Origin of the sequence: Fischerella sp. PCC 9605 (assembly GCF_000517105.1) — a bacterium.
GTDB lineage: Bacteria > Cyanobacteriota > Cyanobacteriia > Cyanobacteriales > Nostocaceae > PCC9605.
Genome location: NZ_KI912151.1, coordinates 1,042,484 through 1,058,966, shown reverse-complemented (window position 1 = coordinate 1,058,966; position 16,483 = coordinate 1,042,484). Strand labels below are relative to the sequence as shown.

Below are 16,483 nucleotides of genomic sequence, written 5' to 3'. Positions count from 1 at the left end.
ACCGATGAAAGCCGATTTCCAACAACTCACCGAAACCACTTCACCCGCCCTCCAACGCCCAGATCTCCTCGCCCCCGCAGGAAATTGGGAATGTGCGAAAGCCGCTGTCGAAAATGGTGCAGATGCAATTTACTTCGGTTTGGATCGGTTTAACGCGCGGATGCGGGCAGAAAACTTCACTGAGGCGGATTTGCCCGAATTGATGGAGTACTTGCACAGCAGAGGTGTAAAGGGCTATGTCACTCTCAATACACTCGTCTTTCCCCAAGAACTGAGAGAAGCACAACAATATATTCGCTCAATTATTGCGGCGGGTGTAGATGCAGTAATTGTCCAGGATATCGGTATTTGCCGTCTCATTCGCCACATTTCTCCTGATTTCCCTATTCATGCATCTACACAGATGACTATCACGAGTGCCGCAGGTGTGGAATTTGCGGAATCGCTCGGGTGTAATTTAGTTGTGCTTGCGCGGGAATGTTCTCTCAACGAAATCAACAAAATTCAAAGTCAGTTGGCGTACAGAGGAACTTCCTTACCTCTGGAAGTGTTTGTTCATGGGGCGCTGTGCGTAGCTTATTCCGGGCAGTGTTTGACGAGTGAAGCATTAGGAGGACGTTCTGCTAACCGGGGCGAATGCGCCCAAGCTTGCCGGATGCCCTACGATTTAATCGCAGATGGGGAAACTGTGAATTTGGGCGATAAAAAATACCTTCTCAGTCCGCAAGATTTAGCTGGGTTAGAGGTTTTGCCCGATTTGGTGAAGTCAGGCGTAGCTTGTCTCAAGATTGAAGGGCGGTTGAAGTCTCCAGAGTATGTTGCTAATGTCACTCGTGTTTATCGGCAAGCGTTGGATCGGGTGAGGGCGGAGTTGGAAGAGGAAGAGGGGAAAGAAGACGCAGCGATGGAGCAGATCCCTTCTAGCCCCCCTTTAAAAGGGGGGAACAACAAAGCCCCCCTTGTTAAGGGGAGCCAGCGCGTTGCGGAGGTTTCACGCCACGTGCTTTATGCCGGGGAACCCGTCCACCGCAGTGGCTCCTCCGTTGTAGCGACTGGCGTGGGTTGGGGGGATCAAGAACGCTACAACTTAGAGATGGCTTTTTCGCGTGGAATTTATACTGGCTGGTTCCGTGGAATTAATAATCAAGAATTGGTTCATGCCCGCTTTGGTAAAAAACGGGGGGTTTATCTAGGAGAAGTAACCCGCATTGGAAATGAACAAGTGACGGTACGGCTAAAAGCACCAGTAAAAGCAGGAGATGGTGTTGTATTTGACTGCGGTCATCCGGAAGCGAAGGAAGAAGGCGGTCGCATCTACGCGGTAGAACGCAAGGGTAAGGAAACTGTTTTGACCTTTGGGCGACGTGATGTGAATTGGCGGCGAGTGCATGTGGGTGATAAGGTCTGGAAAACAAGCGATCCAGAACTGGATAAGCAATTGCGTCAGAGTTTTGCTGGAGATACGCCGCAATTTCTGCGACCGATTAACATTGAGGTGCATGGAGAAGTTGGGCAAAATTTAGTGGCGATCGCCCGTGATGAACTCGGTCACGTCGTCCAGGTCGAATCCTCAATACCCCTAGTAGAAGCCCATACCAAACCCCTAACAACAGAACGATTGCACGAACAATTCGGTCGTCTCGGCAATACTCCTTTTCGTTTGGGTAACTTGACAAATAACCTAAATAATGCACTGATGCTACCCGTAAGTGAGTTAAACCGGATGCGGCGGGAAATTGTCACCCAGTTGGAGGAATTGCGAAAAAAACCCAAACGCTGGCAAATAAATCCAAGCGCTTCCCTCTCAGACTTACTCCCCTCCCCATCTCCCAACCACCCCACCACCCCATCTCTTATCGTTTTAGTACGCAACCTCAAGCAACTCCAAGCCGCACTCCAAGCTGGAATTGAGACTATCTACTGTGAATTTGAAGACCCCCGCAAGTATCGCGAAGCGGTGGAGATGGTACGCCAGCGACAAGAAAAAGGACAAGGAGCATCGGGCATCGGGCATCGGGCATCGGTAAGAAAACCAATTCCCAATTTCCATCCCCAATCCCCAATCCCCACCATCTGGGTAGCACCACCCCGAATTACCAAACCTGGGGAAAACTGGATTTTGCAGCAAGTACGTGCTTGTGAGGCGGATGGGTATTTAGTACGGAATTATGACCACCTCCAGTTCTTTGCTCATGACCGTTGCGTTGGGGATTTTTCTCTCAATGTTGCTAACCCGTTAACAGCGGACTTCTTGAAAAATCAGTTTGGTTTGGAACGCTTGACAGCATCCTATGACCTGAACATTAACCAACTGGAAGACTTGCTCAAGAGTAGCCCTCCTGATTGGTTTGAGGTGACAATCCATCAGCATATGCCGATGTTCCACATGGAGCATTGTGTATTTTGTGCTTTTCTATCTACGGGAACGGATTTTCGCAATTGCGGGCGACCTTGCGAGAAACATGAGGTGAAATTGCGCGTTCGCGGAGCGTTTCCGAAGGAATCTCGCGTTGGCACAGAACACATCCTCCATGCTGATGCTGGTTGTCGAAATACGGTATTTAACGGCACTGCCCAAACTGGTGCTGAGTACGTACAGCGCCTGATAAAGCTTGATTTACAACACTTCCGGATTGAATTTGTGAATGAAACTCCTGAGCAAGTGACTCAAACGATACATCACTACCAACAATTACTGCATGGCGAAATAACAGGCTCCCAACTTTGGCGCGAGTTGAAGCTGCAAAATCAGTTAGGGGTAACTCGTGGTTCTGTTACCCATTAACGATCGCCACAAATTCAATCGAGTTACCAACAAATAAACGCTCTAAATTACCATCGGGATGAATCGCGTAAATTCCACTGCCGTTGGTATACACAATCGTGCCGTCTTCTCCCAAATCAAAGGATAAAACCCCCTCTGCAACTACTTCGGCGACACCATTTGTTAATTGTCGCACCAACTGCCACGAGCGCGGCACCCAAGCAGGGGCTTCTGTTTCACTAAACTTGTTATCCCCTATCATTTCGGGAGTAATTAGCTCTCCCCATACTCTCATTTGTTTGCGATCGAGGGATTTGCGCGTACCTGCTGCCATTAGAGGCTTACCTGTATATATTTGGGTAAAGAAGTTAAGCCATTGAAAAATAGCATAGGCAAGACGGAAAGGGATAAGCAAAATTTCCCGCAGCCACCGCAGCAAGTTCACCTGTTGTTTGGGACGGTAGGGGCGACGAATATAATACAGTGTGCCGTCAGCCTTCATTCGCGGCCCCAAGAAATCGTATTTGGGATCGGCTACTAAAGTAGTAATTTCTTGGCGATCGCAGTCTAGTTTTTCGATGCTGAAAGGAGCGCGATCGCACACGTATCCTTGGCTGTTGCGCCCAATTCCTGCTGACTGAAACACCAACGCTTTATTTTTTCCAGGAATCCAGCAAGGCGCTAAGTCGATGGAATCACCCTCGGTGACATCATGAGGACGGGAACCATTCAACGGCATCATGGCGATATTGGCAATACCATTGCGGTAAATAGTCGCACAGGCGATGATTTCCCGTTCGGGGTGAAAACTCAGATATCCCACCTGAAAATCGGCATTGTGAAAGAGGCGTTGTTCATGCTCGCGTGAAGGTTCGAGCGTAAAGATACCACCCACATCTCCTGCTTCTAACGCATAAATTAACTTGCCTTTTTCTCCTTTGCAAAGACTACTGATAACCACATTCAGCTTTGCTTCCGGTTGCTGCTGCATCTGCTCTACAACGCCAGGAGGTAACATCATTTCCATTAAGCCTCGATTCTTCCAAGCCTTGCGTTGCTGTGTTTGTAACATTCTTTCCTGAACTGTTTGCCCAAACTGACTTTCAAACTCACGCACGGGTGCTTGATGAAATTTAAGATACAGTTTGCCTTGAGCTAGGTATGCAATACTGAGATTCATTAGTTGGAACCAAAACTGTTCCACTTAGTATTCCCAGAAACATAGAGTTGATGAACTTAAGTCAAAATGGCAACTTTATTGTTGAGATTTGAGCAACTCTCCCAGGAAGAGTTTTTTCTTTGCAATTAACAATTAATAAAGAATTTAGTTATTAAGTTATGTTATTGTTTTTTGAATCGGATAAATAAAGTTCATCCCAAGGTATGATGCCAAACTCATTTAAACTGACTCTAAATCTGGAGGCAGAATTTTTTTTCCAGCAAGGATTGCGACGGAACAAAGTAAAAAAGTTTGAAGCAGCGATCGCCAGCCTCGACAAAGCAATCAGATGTAAGCCAGATTATCCAGAAGCTTTATTCCAGAAAGGCTTTGCTCTCGGTTCTTTAGGTCGCCACGAAGATGCGATCGCATGTTTTGATGAGACGCTGAGATTACGCACCAACGATTGTTGGGTTTGGCATAACCGCGCCATTGCTCTAGGAAAGTTAGAACGCCACCTAGATGCTCTCAACAGCTTTGACCGTGCCATTGAATTTAACCCCAATGCTGCTACTGTTTGGCACAATCGCGGTTTGACTTTGTGCGACTTGAAGCAGTATGAACAAGCTATCAAGAGCTTTGAGCGTAGTTTGAACCTACAAGCAGATGCCTATTGGGCATGGAACAACAAAGGCAATGCTTTAAGAGAACTCAAGCTTTACGAAGAAGCTCTTAACAGCTACGATCGCGCCATTGAGTTTGATACTGATAACGTTATGGCTTGGCATAACCGAGGCGTAACTTTGAATGAGTGGGGACGTTATCAAAAAGCCATCAAGAGCTTTGATCGCGCCTTGGCAATTCAACCCAACCACTACAAAGCGTGGTTAAACCGAGGTATTGCTTGGGAAAAATTAGAACATTACGAAGATGCACTGATCAGCTACAATCGAGCCGGAGATTTACAGCCAAACGATCCTACGATTTGGTACAACAAAGCTCGCTGTTTGATCTTACAGAACAATGTCGAGGCAGCAATTGAGAACTTGCAACAAGCAATAAGTCTCTGTCCAGAAACATACCTGCAAATGATCAAAACTCAGTCAGACTTTGACAACATCCGCTCTGATGAACGCTTTCAGGCTTTGCTGCAAGAGCAAAGTCATTAGCTTTATTAAGGTAAAAATGTGGGTGTGGAGTTTAATATAAGTTTTGATTTTTACCACAGAGTACGCAGGGAATCTTCTATGCTCTCTGTGGTTGATTTTAAATTGAGAAAACCTTAACTATCTGACGGGTAAACCACCTCTAAACCAAAATAGCGTTCCTGCAACGTGCTACCCAGTGCGTGTAAATAATTGCGATCGCCATACAACGGCAAAATGACCTTTGTAATTAACCCAGCTGCATAAAATAAGAGGGAACTATTCTAAGTAGCAGTGAGATCGGAATAGCTAGAGATTGATTAGTTATGGGATCTCTCACCAATTCACAAATAAGAAGAAAATGCGCCAGCTTGCTCTATTTTTTGGAACCTACCTGACTACGGTTTGCTTTCTATCCACATCACCTTTGCTAGCAAAAACTCCATCAATTCCAGTTCCTTCTGACGCACCACTAGAGCTTGATTTATTAACTAATCCTAAAAACTCTGCTAACACAGCTAACACCATTAATCAACAGCAGTTAACTGTTCCGAGTTTGTGGTGGATAAAAGAAACCTCCGAAAATAAACTGCTAGATAACTGGATAACTTATCCAGCCACAAACAACCAAACCGCACGAGTAGACGTAGTGGTGAATCAACAAATTTGGAGCTTACTAGATTATCTAGAACGCTACGATTTTGTGAACCGTTTGGGTAGCGTTGTTAGAAATCATGGTTACAATGTCAGAGTTTTCAATTATCAACAAGAACGTTTGGCAACCTACACTTGTAATTTAAATGTAAATCCAGCTTTATGCAGGATAGAAATAAATTCTCAAGGCAAGTTTGGTTTAGGACGCTCTTTTTAAAATAGTTAGTGGTTGTACAGACGTGCCATGGCACGTCTGTACATTGGTTAGTGGTTAGTAGTTGGGTAGTTGTCAGGGGCGCAAGAACTTGCACCTGTACAGTCAGTAGCTAGTGATTAACAACCAACAACCAACAATCAACAATCAACAATCAACAAACAACCAATTACTAACTCTTTATTTTTGCGAATAAAGATTCATATTGAGAAGCAACTGCTGGTGGTAGGGGAAGTAAAAATTCACTTTTAGCAATAATTTCATTATTATTTAATAACAAATTGCGTAATGGCTGTTGGATATCAGAAGCTTTAATTTTTGTAGGAATTGGTGAATTTGTTTTAGTAAGCACAGAAATTAGCTCAGTAACGTTTGGTTGCCAACAAAAATCAATCCATTTATAAGCTAAATCCCCTTCATTAATACCCGCAGGTTTTACCCATACGTCTGACCACAGTGCTGTTCCCGATCGAGGAATAACTGCCCTAAGTTGCGGATAACGTCCAATCGTTGGCAATACATCATTTGACCAACCCACTGCTAGCCAAGTATCTCCAATAATCAGGGGTTCTAAATATTTTGTGGAATCATAAAACTTTACCTGTTGGTTTAAAGTGCGCAATTCCCCTTCCAAGTTTGCTATGGCGTTCAAATTCTCGGTGTTATAGGATTTTCCCAGTTTTTTTAAAACTAAACCAATCACTTCCCGTGGGTGATTTAGCAAAGAAATGCGATCGCGCAGTTCACTTCGCCATAAATCGCTCCAGTCTGTTGGTGTCCATCCCAATTCCCGAAACTTGTCTCGACGATAGACAATTACCGTACTACCCCAACGGTAAGGAGCTGCCCAAATTTTTCCTTTCGCATCCAGATAACCTTGCTCGTTGCGCCTCACTAATTCCTGCCAGCGTTGCGGCAAAGCAGACCACTGTTTTAGCTGCCCTACTTCTAATGGTTGAATTAATTTCTGCTCAATTGCTGTTTTTAGCCAGTAATCCCCTAATGTCACCAGATCGGCGACAGCAGCTTTTTCTGATGATCCAAAGGGCATAGGCACGCTCCATCCCTTCCCGCGATCGCTGGTTTGAGCTTGATTGTGCCAAGTTTTCAATTCTTGAAATAAATCCTGTAACTGCTCTACAGGGGCGAATTTTAACTGTACCCCCTGCTGCAAATATTGGCGAAACCTATCAACTACCTGAGCGGGGATTGAACCTTTCAACAACTGAATGCTTAATTTTGCCTGTTTGTTGCCATTACATCCAACTAGCACCTGCACGAGTGCCAGTGCTACCGTTCCTTGCAAAAAAGACCGTCTATGCATTGATTTTAGAATTTGAGACTTTTTTGGGCGATTTTATCTCAATTTAGCAATTCTGCTTTTTGAATAGAATCAATACTCAATCTTGCTAGATTTCATTGCTAAAAAGCATTAGCATCTTGCTTTAGTAAGATTTTGGCTTGTTTTTGCTCAATCAATATATTTATCTTTCGTTTCAACATAAATTATCTGGTTTCAGTCACTGTTAGCCAGTCTGGAAGCCTATCATATTTTCATGATGCATCTACTCCTAATTTTCTTAACCAGTTCTATACCAACCTCAACCATATAACTGATTTATATGAATATTTTTTCAGTGTTTTTTCTTTGGATGCAGCTAAAAGTCAAGCAGCATCAGACATAGCGCTAGTTTTTTGAAAAAACTCCCAAAAATTTATCTTTCTCAACACTTATGTTTAGTGAAACTTTCTAAAAGTATTTAGAATTATTACTGAATGATGAATTTAAATATTTTCTTTTAAAAAATGATATTAAAACTTAAAAAAATCATAAGTATGTTTAACGTTGCCATTAGATTGAATACCATAGAGAAAAATAAGCGGATGAGGGTATTAAATGGAGCCATTACAGAAGCAGGTGCTAACTCTGAGTTATAAATTGGATGCCCTCTACCAAGTGATTGAGCAGCTTGATAATAAAGTATCTCAAGCTTTATCGACGTGCTGCTTGGAAACAACACACGAGGATAGAGATAATCTTCTAGAAAATAGCGAGACTGGCCGCTTACAGTTAAAGGGACATATCAGTTTTAACCCAGAGATGGAGCACAAGGATGTAATAGCAGACGGTGTTTATCCAGACTCGAATCTTCAGGGGGGAGATAGGCAAATCGCACCAGAAATTCAAATTCAAAGACTGACAGCACAATTAACAGCAGCATACAATCGGATTGCTGCCTTAGAAGAACAATTACTGCTTAAGAGAATTCACTAAATTTCAAGAGAATTGACCAATTAGTCAATAGTCAATAGTCCATAGCCAATGCTCTGTTGACTCTGGACTAATGACTATTGATTGAAAGCAACCACTCAATTTGAGCTTCAACTGCTTCCAAAAGCTGATGTTGCTGCCAATCTTTGTAGAGATGAGCGGCAATACTAGCACCTCCAGCCCCCATACCTTCTTTGACAAAACCCTGCTCATAAGCTTGGAGTTGGGGATAACGAGAATCAGCAAAACTTAACTGAGTTGCTAACAAGGGCACAGGGATACCACCCAGATTTATGCAACTTCTGCCCACGAGTTGAGCTAATTCAACAGTGCTACCCGTGGGATCTTCTGCTACCCAGCGAGTAGTACCAACCACTACTTCTTCCGGTCGCCAAGAGAGAGCATAAGCTGTAGCGATCGCATTTATCAGTGCGTATACCGCCAGCATTTGCGTTCCACCAGCAAGCAAAACACCACAACTGCGACTGAGTGCGATCGCCATTCCCGCTACACTCACCTGCATGGGATCGCCCACAGCTGCTACGAGTTGGAGAGGAGCAACCAAGAGTGGGGGATTGGGGATTGGGAATTGGGAATTGGTTTTTTTACCCTTGCCCGATGCCCGATGCCCATTGCCCATTGCCCCTTGCCTCATCTTCTCCAATCCCGCCTGCACCAGTGCCCACTTTTGCTCGTGGTTGCAAACCGGGTGGCTGCTGTTGACTTTGCCAACTGCGTTGATACCTAAACCAGTTAATATAGCCAAGGCAGTTGTCGTTCCACCAACAACACACTCACTTAATATCACATAGCCTTTTTGAATATTGGCAGCCAGCCGTTCACCCCAAAGCAGTCCTTGTTCTAACAAGTGCTGTACTGTTGCCAATTCCAAAGCATGACCATGACTTAAACACCTAGCAGGTGTGCCACCCAAATCAATCATTGGTATAGCAGGGAGTAGGGGTAGCCCAGCGTTAAATAAATAAATTGGAATATTCAAAGCTTCGACCACAGCCCGAGAAATCAACACAGGGGAAGCACCAGCAGTAAGAGGCGGTAGGGGATATTGGGGTTTTCTTCCTGTGCCGTAGTAGAGAAATTCAGCATCAGCAATTGCTGTGTATTTTCGATCCTCGGGTGTAAGACCAGCTGCGGAAATTCCGGGAATTAAACCAGTTTCGGTAAAACCTAACACACATGCAAATACGGGTGAACAACTGCGATACCGAGCAGTCCATGCCTTACCCTGTTCAATTTGGGTATAAATGCGAATCATAAGTTAGTTGGTAGTAGTTAGTTGGTAGTAGTTAGTAGGAATTTCAACTAACCACTAACTACTAACCACTAACTATTATTCATAATCCATCAGGACTTGTACCCAGCGCGGGGGGCGGGGAATGGGGTTGCCTAGACGATCCAACAACAGCCATGCTGCCAGGTGTACAACGAACAGGTAGAGAAAATTGTTGAACACAATTAGAGCGATCGCTCCCAAATTAATTAAAGACACACTGGGAGATGCCAGAATTCCTAGCTTAAGGAATATCCACTCTATAATCTCTGTAACCTGGTTAATCACATAAACCCAGAGGTCTTCCCCTGACAATACAGATAACAACCACAACCGAAAAAATACCCCTACAGTACCCAATACTGCACCTAAGCTAATCGAAACAATCCAGGGAACGCGGCGATGCCAAGCTGCCCCTAAAAGTACTCCCATAAAAGCAAAGGGCATGACAAACAACAAACTACGAACTGGCCCCATCAGCACTGACAATAGTAACCCAGATGTTACCGCTGCCATCCATGCTGCTCGTTTACCCCAGCGCAGGTAAACTAGAGCAATAGGTACCGGAAAAAATATCCGCAACAATGGCCCCAAAGGAAAGTAGAAATTAATAAACCAAATTAAGCTGGCAGTGCTGGCTAAAAACGCCGTTTCCATCATCCTCAAAGGTGCATCCAGCTTTAATTGGGGTTGCCTTAAATTATTTTGTTTATCTATACGTTCTTCTGGCTCATCTGGCAGAGAATCTAAAATACTCATATTACCAACTAATCGTCATGAACTGCGTATACTATTACGCATGAAAAAGGGAATGGGGAATAAGAGAGTAGAGGAGTGGGAGAGTGGGAGAGTGGGGGCTAGGGGTCCCCTCTGGGGTTGGGGGCTGTGGGGGAGTAGAGGAGTGGGAGAGTGGGAGAGTGAGAAAATAAATACTAACTATTAACCACTGACCAATGACTAATGATTAATGATTAATGACTAATGACTAATGACTAATGACCTAATGACTTTTGACTTGTTTGTGCCTTCTTCACACAATCATTCTTTCTAAGGCAGACAAATCCGGAATACAAATCACTTCCTGATCCCGTTTGATCAACCCTTTCTTTTCTAACCTCGTCAATACTCGTGTCACAGTTTCCCGCGCCAGTCCACTTAAACTACTCAACTCGCGGTGAGGCAAATTGGGAATTTCGGTTCCTGTTTGTGCTTTTTTTCCTTGTCCCTCTGCCAAAAACAATAAGGTGTCAGCCACCCGTGACTGACTGTCAGATTCCCGCAACCGCAGTCGTCGATTTACTTGCCGCAAGCGTCGTGCCATCAATTGCGCCAATCTTACTCCCGCCATTGGTTCTGTCTGAAGTAGCTTTACAAAATCCTGGGACGGCATACTGCCAATCACAGTTGTAGTTAAAGTAATCACATCTGTAGAGCGAGGCACTTCATCGAGCGCTGCCATCTCGCCAAATAATTCTCCCTTACCAAGAATATTTAGCGTTACCTCTTTACCTTCAAGATTGTAAGTACGAATTTTTACCCATCCTTCCATAATAAAATAAACCGAACCTCCCCAATCATTTTCCAGCAGGATCACTTGATTAGCTGGGTGAGTTCGGGTAACAAGATGGGTTAGGGCTGCTTCTATAACAGTTTCAGGCAACCCTTGAAAAAAGGGAGCCGAGAAAATCCAGGGATTGGCGGGTGTCTGCACGCTATATCGGTCTTCCATTACGACATCTTAATTGATAAACGCTGCAATCTACACAACAAACAAAAGCGCCACTTTGAGCATCAGCTTTCAAAGCACCAGCCCTTTGCAAGATCAAGCTAAACTCTGCTACACAATCAAGTGACAAGAGGTTTTGTTCTCAACTATCTTTACCTATAAGTTAAAACTAGGTAAAAGTTTTGCATAAAGATGCAGTATTTAGCCTACTGAATTTTGATTTTGGGCGTACTGCAACGATAGTTATTTAGATAATATAGGCAAACTATATCAATGATACTCAAGCTTATTAATTTTTGCTAAGTTATGATTCTTGGCTGTTTTCAGTCAGAACTGAGATTGGTTCTAACTATAGAACGTTACAGACTTGAACAGCTCGTTGTAAAATGTTTTCTTTTAGAAAATTACAGAATTCTTTTTGGATAACTAATCTTTATCTTTTACAACTCGGTGCGATCGCGAAGCGTCTCGGACGCTCGATTAACTTCGTGAGTCCTTGCAAGCTTTACTTAGAGGCAAATCAGATTGGAGCGCAATCCAACCATCGCTCACTTCTGGTGGACGCTCACCTGATGCATAACATAATGGCAGTAGTTATTAAGTAATTGGCACACCACCAGACGTACAGTTCTAGTTAATTAAGGTAGATCAACGTGACTTCCCGCACAACTGAAATTCAAACACTAATTGCAGACATTGACAGTTTATTGACTAACAAGCGCCTCTCTCGGTTTCTCTCTAGTGAGAGAGAACAGCCACGAAAGGTTTTAGAAAAAATTCGTAACTTTCTGGAGGCGCAAATAGGCAGCACAGAAAACCAGCAACAGCTACAATCGCAGCCATCATCTTTGTTATCGAGGTTCGCAGATCAAAATAATTCCTTTTTGTTAGAGCAAAATCAAACCTACTCAGAACAAGGTAGTATTAACCAACCTGATACGCTCGCACTGTCGGTATTACTGGCTCCACTCCAAGCAGAATTACGAACGTTGTTGGAAGAACGGGCAAATCTTGTACAGGAAATTAGGGAACTCGAGCAAAGGCGACTGCAAAATTACTCGTTAGCACAGCAGTTAGCAAACCAGGAAAAAATCATAGCAGATTTTTTGCAGGTGTTAACAAATCGCCTACATGGCAATTTTCAGTTTCAGATGCCGGAAACATTGCCGAATTCACCGCAGCAGTTACTTCCACTTGGTATTGGTAGTTCTTCCATAATACATAACAAGGGCAATCCAGAAATTGCTTCTGCTTCACCTTTGTTAGAACCACAGCAACAACTGGAACGGTTAACAAGCCTTGCTAGCGAGTTGGATCGACGTTTACTCGCACTCGATGGAACTGTAAATGTAGTGTTTGAAGCACTACAGCGCAATATTCATACATATCACGAGTCTTTATCCCAAGCCCTAGCAAGAATGTATAGCAAGGGCTTGCAAGGGGAACAGTTATTGACGAACTTGATCAATAATGTACAGTTACAAATTGCTTCTCAAGAACCATTTACCATTGACATTCAAAAAGAAGCGCTTCCCTCTGAGCAAAAAACTTTACAATCAGGCAATACCAGAAATCAGTTAACAGATGAATTATTAAAATCTACACCAGTTGATACATCAGATTCACTTACCAATAATCCTCAAGAAACTGATGCTCAACTCAGCGAAGATACTTCCACAACAGCGGATATCGAAGCAGTACTTTTGCAACTCAATCAAGATACGCAAAACTCTTCAGACACAGCTATTGATAGCACCACAGACCAATTACACCAAGATAGTTCTGTATCTATTCGTGATGAAGTAGATCAACTTTATGCTAGTTTGTTTGGAATTGACAATTTAATTGCCGCTAACTCTGAGATTACTCCCCAAGAAGAAAATATTCAAGTTCCAGATGTCACAGATGAACTATCTGTGGATGCTCAAACTACAACTAATCAAGAACAAGAATCAGAATTTGTTCTCCAAGAAATCGAGTTTGCAATTCCAGATGTCACAGATGAACTATCTGTGGATGCTCAAACTACAACTAATCAAGAACAAGAATCAGAATTTGTTCTCCAAGAAATCGATTTTGAAATTCCAGATGTTATAGATGAATTATCTGTGGATTCTCAAACTACAACTAATCAAGAACAAGAATCAGAGTTTGTTCCCCAAGAAATTAATTTTGAAGTTCCAGAGCTAACAAATGAATTATCTGTAGATGCTCAAACCGTAGCAAATCCACAAAAAGAATTAGAGCTTTTCCTGCAAGAAATCGATTTTGAAATCCCCGATGTCATAGACGAATTATCTGTGGATGCGGCCTCCTCATATGAGTTGAATACCACCAATATTACGCCTGCACCCTCAACAAACGAAGTGCAAACAACTGATTCTGGTGTCGCTATGACCGATCCCTGGTTTGACGAACCAGACGCTGGTCTTTTAGAAGTGAGCAACTCTAACCCAGAGAATACACAAGCTGCATCTCGATCTGTGAGAGAGCAATTATTAGATTTATGGAACAAAATCACATTTGTAGAAAATACAGAGTCTCTTCCTGTTGAACAACCGCCTACTGCTGATACGATCGCACTTCTGACTGAATTGTCGATTGATGTCAGCACTAGCGAGCAGTTATCTGAAGTAGCATTTGCGGAAAATTCAGCAAGCACGACACCAGACCAACCTGAAACAGAAGCAGCAACAATTAACAATCAGAATTTGAATGAGTCTTCAGAGCAATTTATTCCGGCTTCGTCACAGGAAAATTTACTGTTACAAGCAGAAAATCAAAATGTAGCTATACCCGAGATTTCTTTGAATGAAGAACTGTTGCAGCAATTGGAGCGGGATTTGGCTAGCTTTGATGAGCAGGTCTATTCGTATTTGCAATCTGCTACTGATTTAGAACAGCAAGAAGCAGTTGAGAATAAGCTTCCCACTAATTTATCTAACCCACAATTAGCTGAAACTGAAAAAAAAAAGGAAGCCACAACAGACTCTTACGAAGTTGCTGTGCCTTCCGATAGCAATTTTGTAATTGATACAGAAATTGAGCGTCAGATTCGAGACTCGGTTTGGTATCTTGGTATTGATTTGGGCACAACGGGAATTTCTGCGACTCTATTAAATCGCTCCACAACAGAGATATTTCCTCTCTACTGGTTCGCAGAAAATCAACCTCAAGCAACTTCTAGAACGCAAACGTTTCGTTTACCAGCAGAGGTTTATTTACCACCAACTGCTACTCAGCAATCGGAAACAGAAACAACAGAAGCACAGGAACAAGGTACTAGTACTACCCCAAATCTTTTCTCCGCGCAGTTAAAGCCTTATCTACAAATTGCCCTTCCTTATAGAAATGAACGGCAAAAATGGGAACCTGTATTGCAACTCAATGAAGTGGCGACGGTTCCTTTGGTTTGGGTTGTGCGATCGCTCTCGAAATTGCTTCTAACGTTAAAGTCCGATCGCAGTAGCACCACTCTGGGTTTAACTGCGGCGGCGGTTGGTTTAAACCAACAAAGCTTCCACAGCGCTATCGATAATTTGGCTGGAGTAATTTGCACCTGTCCCTCTAACTGGTCGGAACAGTATCGTTTCAATGTCCGAGAAGCTTTGCTAGTGAGCAAAATTATCCAGCATCCCCAACAAGTATTTTTTGTCGAAGAAGCGATCGCCAGTCTGCTTAGCGAACTCGATGGTGCTAGTGGCGAAATTATCCAATTTGGCAGTAGACAAGATGCTCAAACTGCTAAAACCAGCGACCATCCGCTTATTGGTAGCACTCTTGTGATTAATATTGGCGCAGTAGCAACGGAAATGGCACTAGTTGATTTGCCAGAAAATCTGGACGAATTGACTCACAGCGATTTCATGCTGCACAGTTTTGCTTATGCTGGCAAAGGAATCGAGCAAGACATTATTTGCCAGCTGCTATTGCCAACGAAATGGCGACAACCACACAATCCCACCCAGGAAAATAGTAACAACGACAATTCCCGGCAATGGCAACCAGCCATTCCAGGTATAGAACGGATGAGCTTTTCTAGTTTAGGGTTGGAAAATTTAACTTTACCTCGGCCAGGAGAACCAGATACGAGCGATCGCATTTACTTGCAGCAGCGGCTAGAAAGTTCTTTTCTCGGCAAAGCAATTTTAGATGCAGCAGTAGCCCTGAAGTTGATTTTGCAACACCAAGAATCTTTTACACTGGAATTGGCAGACCAACGCTGGCTCTTGCAGCGGCGAGATTTAGAAAGTCATGTGTTTGTGCCATTTGTGCGTCGCCTCAATCGCGAACTTAACAAGTTGTTGGTTGCCAAAGGCATACCCACAGAAGCCATTAATCAAGCCATCCTAACTGGCGGTACAGCCAGCTTAGGAGCAGTTTCTCGTTGGCTGCGGCAAAAACTCCCCAACGCCAAGATTATTCAAGATTTGTATTTGGGTGAAAATGGTACTCCCTGTTGCAGTCGAGTCGCATACGGTTTAGCAATGCTGCCCTTACATCCCCAGGTATTAGAAGTGCCTAGGCAACAGTACACTGATTATTTCTTGTTCACAGAATTACTGCGATTAATACCAGACCGAGCTTTATCTTTCAATGAAATTATCCAGTTATTCGAGGCTCGTGGTATCAATACCCGCAGTTGTCAGCAACGCCTGCTGGCTTTCTTAGAAGGTGAGTTGCCTGCTGGTTTGATGCCTAACGGTACAGATTCTTCCTGGCTTAATCTCACCTCCAGAGAAAATTTTGACTACAAGGCGATCGCCAACACACCACTGTTTGAAAAACAAGGGAGTCTCACCTATCGCCCTAATCCCCCACAATTACAGTCTCTGCGTCGTTATCTCGATCTCGTTAAAGCTAGTACTCAACAATCTCTGGAGGAACCTTATACAGTTAATTTCGTCTTAGGAGTTGTGCATTAAGTAGAGACTAGGGACTAGTCCTGTCAAGGTGGGTTAAAAAAGTCCAATTTGCCTGTGATTTTACTTGGTGTCTTAGTGTCTTGGTGGTTAATAAAATTTATTTTTTCACCACAAAGGCACAAAGACACAAAGAAAATAGAAGTATTTTTACACTAGCCTCTAGACCTTCTCCGCAAGCAATATCAGAATTTTAAATTTTCCATACCTAATAAAAAGATTGTATAAACTTGATATTTTGGGCTTCTCGGTGTAAAAAGTGGTTGTTTATATTTACACTATAAACCATTAATATAAGTAAAAACCGAGAGAAGCCGTGTTTGAATTTATTTCCAG

General features: G+C 43.3%; 11 protein-coding genes. 6 read left to right on the top strand and 5 right to left on the bottom strand.

Annotation, left to right across the window (positions count from 1 at the left end; all coding sequences use genetic code 11):
- The first annotated feature begins 4 nt into the window (after positions 1–4).
- Positions 5–2,785 carry a U32 family peptidase gene (locus FIS9605_RS0129670; protein WP_026735824.1) on the top strand — a complete coding sequence of 927 codons (2,781 nt, stop codon included), beginning with the start codon at positions 5–7 and terminating at the stop codon, positions 2,783–2,785.
- Here FIS9605_RS0129670 and FIS9605_RS0129665 read toward each other — a convergent pair.
- Positions 2,775–3,944 (bottom strand): hypothetical protein, encoded by a 1,170-nt coding sequence (locus FIS9605_RS0129665; protein WP_026735823.1) that lies wholly within the window; start codon positions 3,942–3,944, stop codon positions 2,775–2,777. The two genes, FIS9605_RS0129670 and FIS9605_RS0129665, sit on opposite strands and share 11 nt — an antisense overlap.
- Positions 3,945–4,150: 206 nt before the next feature.
- On the opposite strand from FIS9605_RS0129665, the gene FIS9605_RS0129660 reads away from it, so the two are divergent.
- Together FIS9605_RS0129660 and FIS9605_RS0129655 are read left to right on the top strand one after the other, a co-directional pair.
- Entirely contained in the window at positions 4,151–5,092 is a 942-nt protein-coding gene (locus FIS9605_RS0129660; RefSeq protein WP_026735822.1) for a tetratricopeptide repeat protein, read from the top strand.
- Between the two features lie 337 nt (positions 5,093–5,429).
- Positions 5,430–5,939 (top strand): hypothetical protein, encoded by a 510-nt coding sequence (locus tag FIS9605_RS0129655; protein ID WP_026735821.1) that lies wholly within the window; start codon positions 5,430–5,432, stop codon positions 5,937–5,939.
- A 169-nt stretch (positions 5,940–6,108) separates the two neighbouring features.
- Here FIS9605_RS0129655 and FIS9605_RS0129650 read toward each other — a convergent pair whose 3' ends face one another.
- Positions 6,109–7,260, bottom strand: a complete 1,152-nt coding sequence (locus tag FIS9605_RS0129650; RefSeq protein WP_026735820.1) for an extracellular solute-binding protein — start codon at positions 7,258–7,260, stop codon at positions 6,109–6,111.
- A gap of 573 nt (positions 7,261–7,833) precedes the next feature.
- On the opposite strand from FIS9605_RS0129650, the gene FIS9605_RS0129645 reads away from it, so the two are divergent.
- A complete protein-coding gene (locus FIS9605_RS0129645) occupies positions 7,834–8,211 on the top strand; it encodes a hypothetical protein (RefSeq protein ID WP_026735819.1) in 378 nt (125 codons plus the stop codon).
- A 67-nt stretch (positions 8,212–8,278) separates the two neighbouring features.
- On the opposite strand, the gene FIS9605_RS0129640 is transcribed toward FIS9605_RS0129645, so the two are convergent.
- The 3 genes from FIS9605_RS0129640 to FIS9605_RS0129625 all read right to left on the bottom strand — a co-directional run bounded on the left by FIS9605_RS0129640 (position 8,279) and on the right by FIS9605_RS0129625 (position 11,228).
- On the bottom strand, positions 8,279–9,484 hold the full coding sequence (locus FIS9605_RS0129640) for a nicotinate-nucleotide--dimethylbenzimidazole phosphoribosyltransferase (protein WP_026735818.1): 1,206 nt from the start codon (positions 9,482–9,484) through the stop codon (positions 8,279–8,281).
- Between the two features lie 75 nt (positions 9,485–9,559).
- The gene (locus FIS9605_RS0129635; RefSeq protein ID WP_026735817.1) at positions 9,560–10,258 is read right to left on the bottom strand and encodes a DUF2232 domain-containing protein; all 699 of its coding nucleotides are present in this window, start codon (positions 10,256–10,258) and stop codon (positions 9,560–9,562) included.
- A gap of 271 nt (positions 10,259–10,529) precedes the next feature.
- Complete coding sequence (locus FIS9605_RS0129625) at positions 10,530–11,228, bottom strand: Crp/Fnr family transcriptional regulator (protein WP_026735816.1); 699 nt, start codon at positions 11,226–11,228, stop codon at positions 10,530–10,532.
- A gap of 383 nt (positions 11,229–11,611) precedes the next feature.
- Here FIS9605_RS0129625 and FIS9605_RS43225 point away from each other — a divergent pair, with 383 nt between their 5' ends.
- Entirely contained in the window at positions 11,612–11,830 is a 219-nt protein-coding gene (locus FIS9605_RS43225) for a hypothetical protein (RefSeq protein ID WP_155960564.1), read from the top strand.
- A gap of 48 nt (positions 11,831–11,878) precedes the next feature.
- The gene (locus FIS9605_RS0129620) at positions 11,879–16,150 is read left to right on the top strand and encodes a hypothetical protein (RefSeq protein WP_026735815.1); all 4,272 of its coding nucleotides are present in this window, start codon (positions 11,879–11,881) and stop codon (positions 16,148–16,150) included.
- Positions 16,151–16,483: the final 333 nt, after the last annotated feature.

Bases quoted from the DNA above. Each gene is read 5' to 3' on its own strand.
- FIS9605_RS0129665 (WP_026735823.1), bottom strand. From the start codon at position 3,944: ATGAATCTCAGTATTGCATACCTAGCTCAAGGCAAACTGTATCTTAAA.
- FIS9605_RS43225 (WP_155960564.1), top strand. From the start codon at position 11,612: ATGTTTTCTTTTAGAAAATTACAGAATTCTTTTTGGATAACTAATCTT.
- FIS9605_RS0129660 (WP_026735822.1), top strand. From the start codon at position 4,151: ATGCCAAACTCATTTAAACTGACTCTAAATCTGGAGGCAGAATTTTTT.
- FIS9605_RS0129645 (WP_026735819.1), top strand. From the start codon at position 7,834: ATGGAGCCATTACAGAAGCAGGTGCTAACTCTGAGTTATAAATTGGAT.
- FIS9605_RS0129625 (WP_026735816.1), bottom strand. From the start codon at position 11,228: ATGGAAGACCGATATAGCGTGCAGACACCCGCCAATCCCTGGATTTTC.
- FIS9605_RS0129670 (WP_026735824.1), top strand. From the start codon at position 5: ATGAAAGCCGATTTCCAACAACTCACCGAAACCACTTCACCCGCCCTC.
- FIS9605_RS0129655 (WP_026735821.1), top strand. From the start codon at position 5,430: ATGCGCCAGCTTGCTCTATTTTTTGGAACCTACCTGACTACGGTTTGC.
- FIS9605_RS0129650 (WP_026735820.1), bottom strand. From the start codon at position 7,260: ATGCATAGACGGTCTTTTTTGCAAGGAACGGTAGCACTGGCACTCGTG.
- FIS9605_RS0129640 (WP_026735818.1), bottom strand. From the start codon at position 9,484: ATGATTCGCATTTATACCCAAATTGAACAGGGTAAGGCATGGACTGCT.
- FIS9605_RS0129635 (WP_026735817.1), bottom strand. From the start codon at position 10,258: ATGAGTATTTTAGATTCTCTGCCAGATGAGCCAGAAGAACGTATAGAT.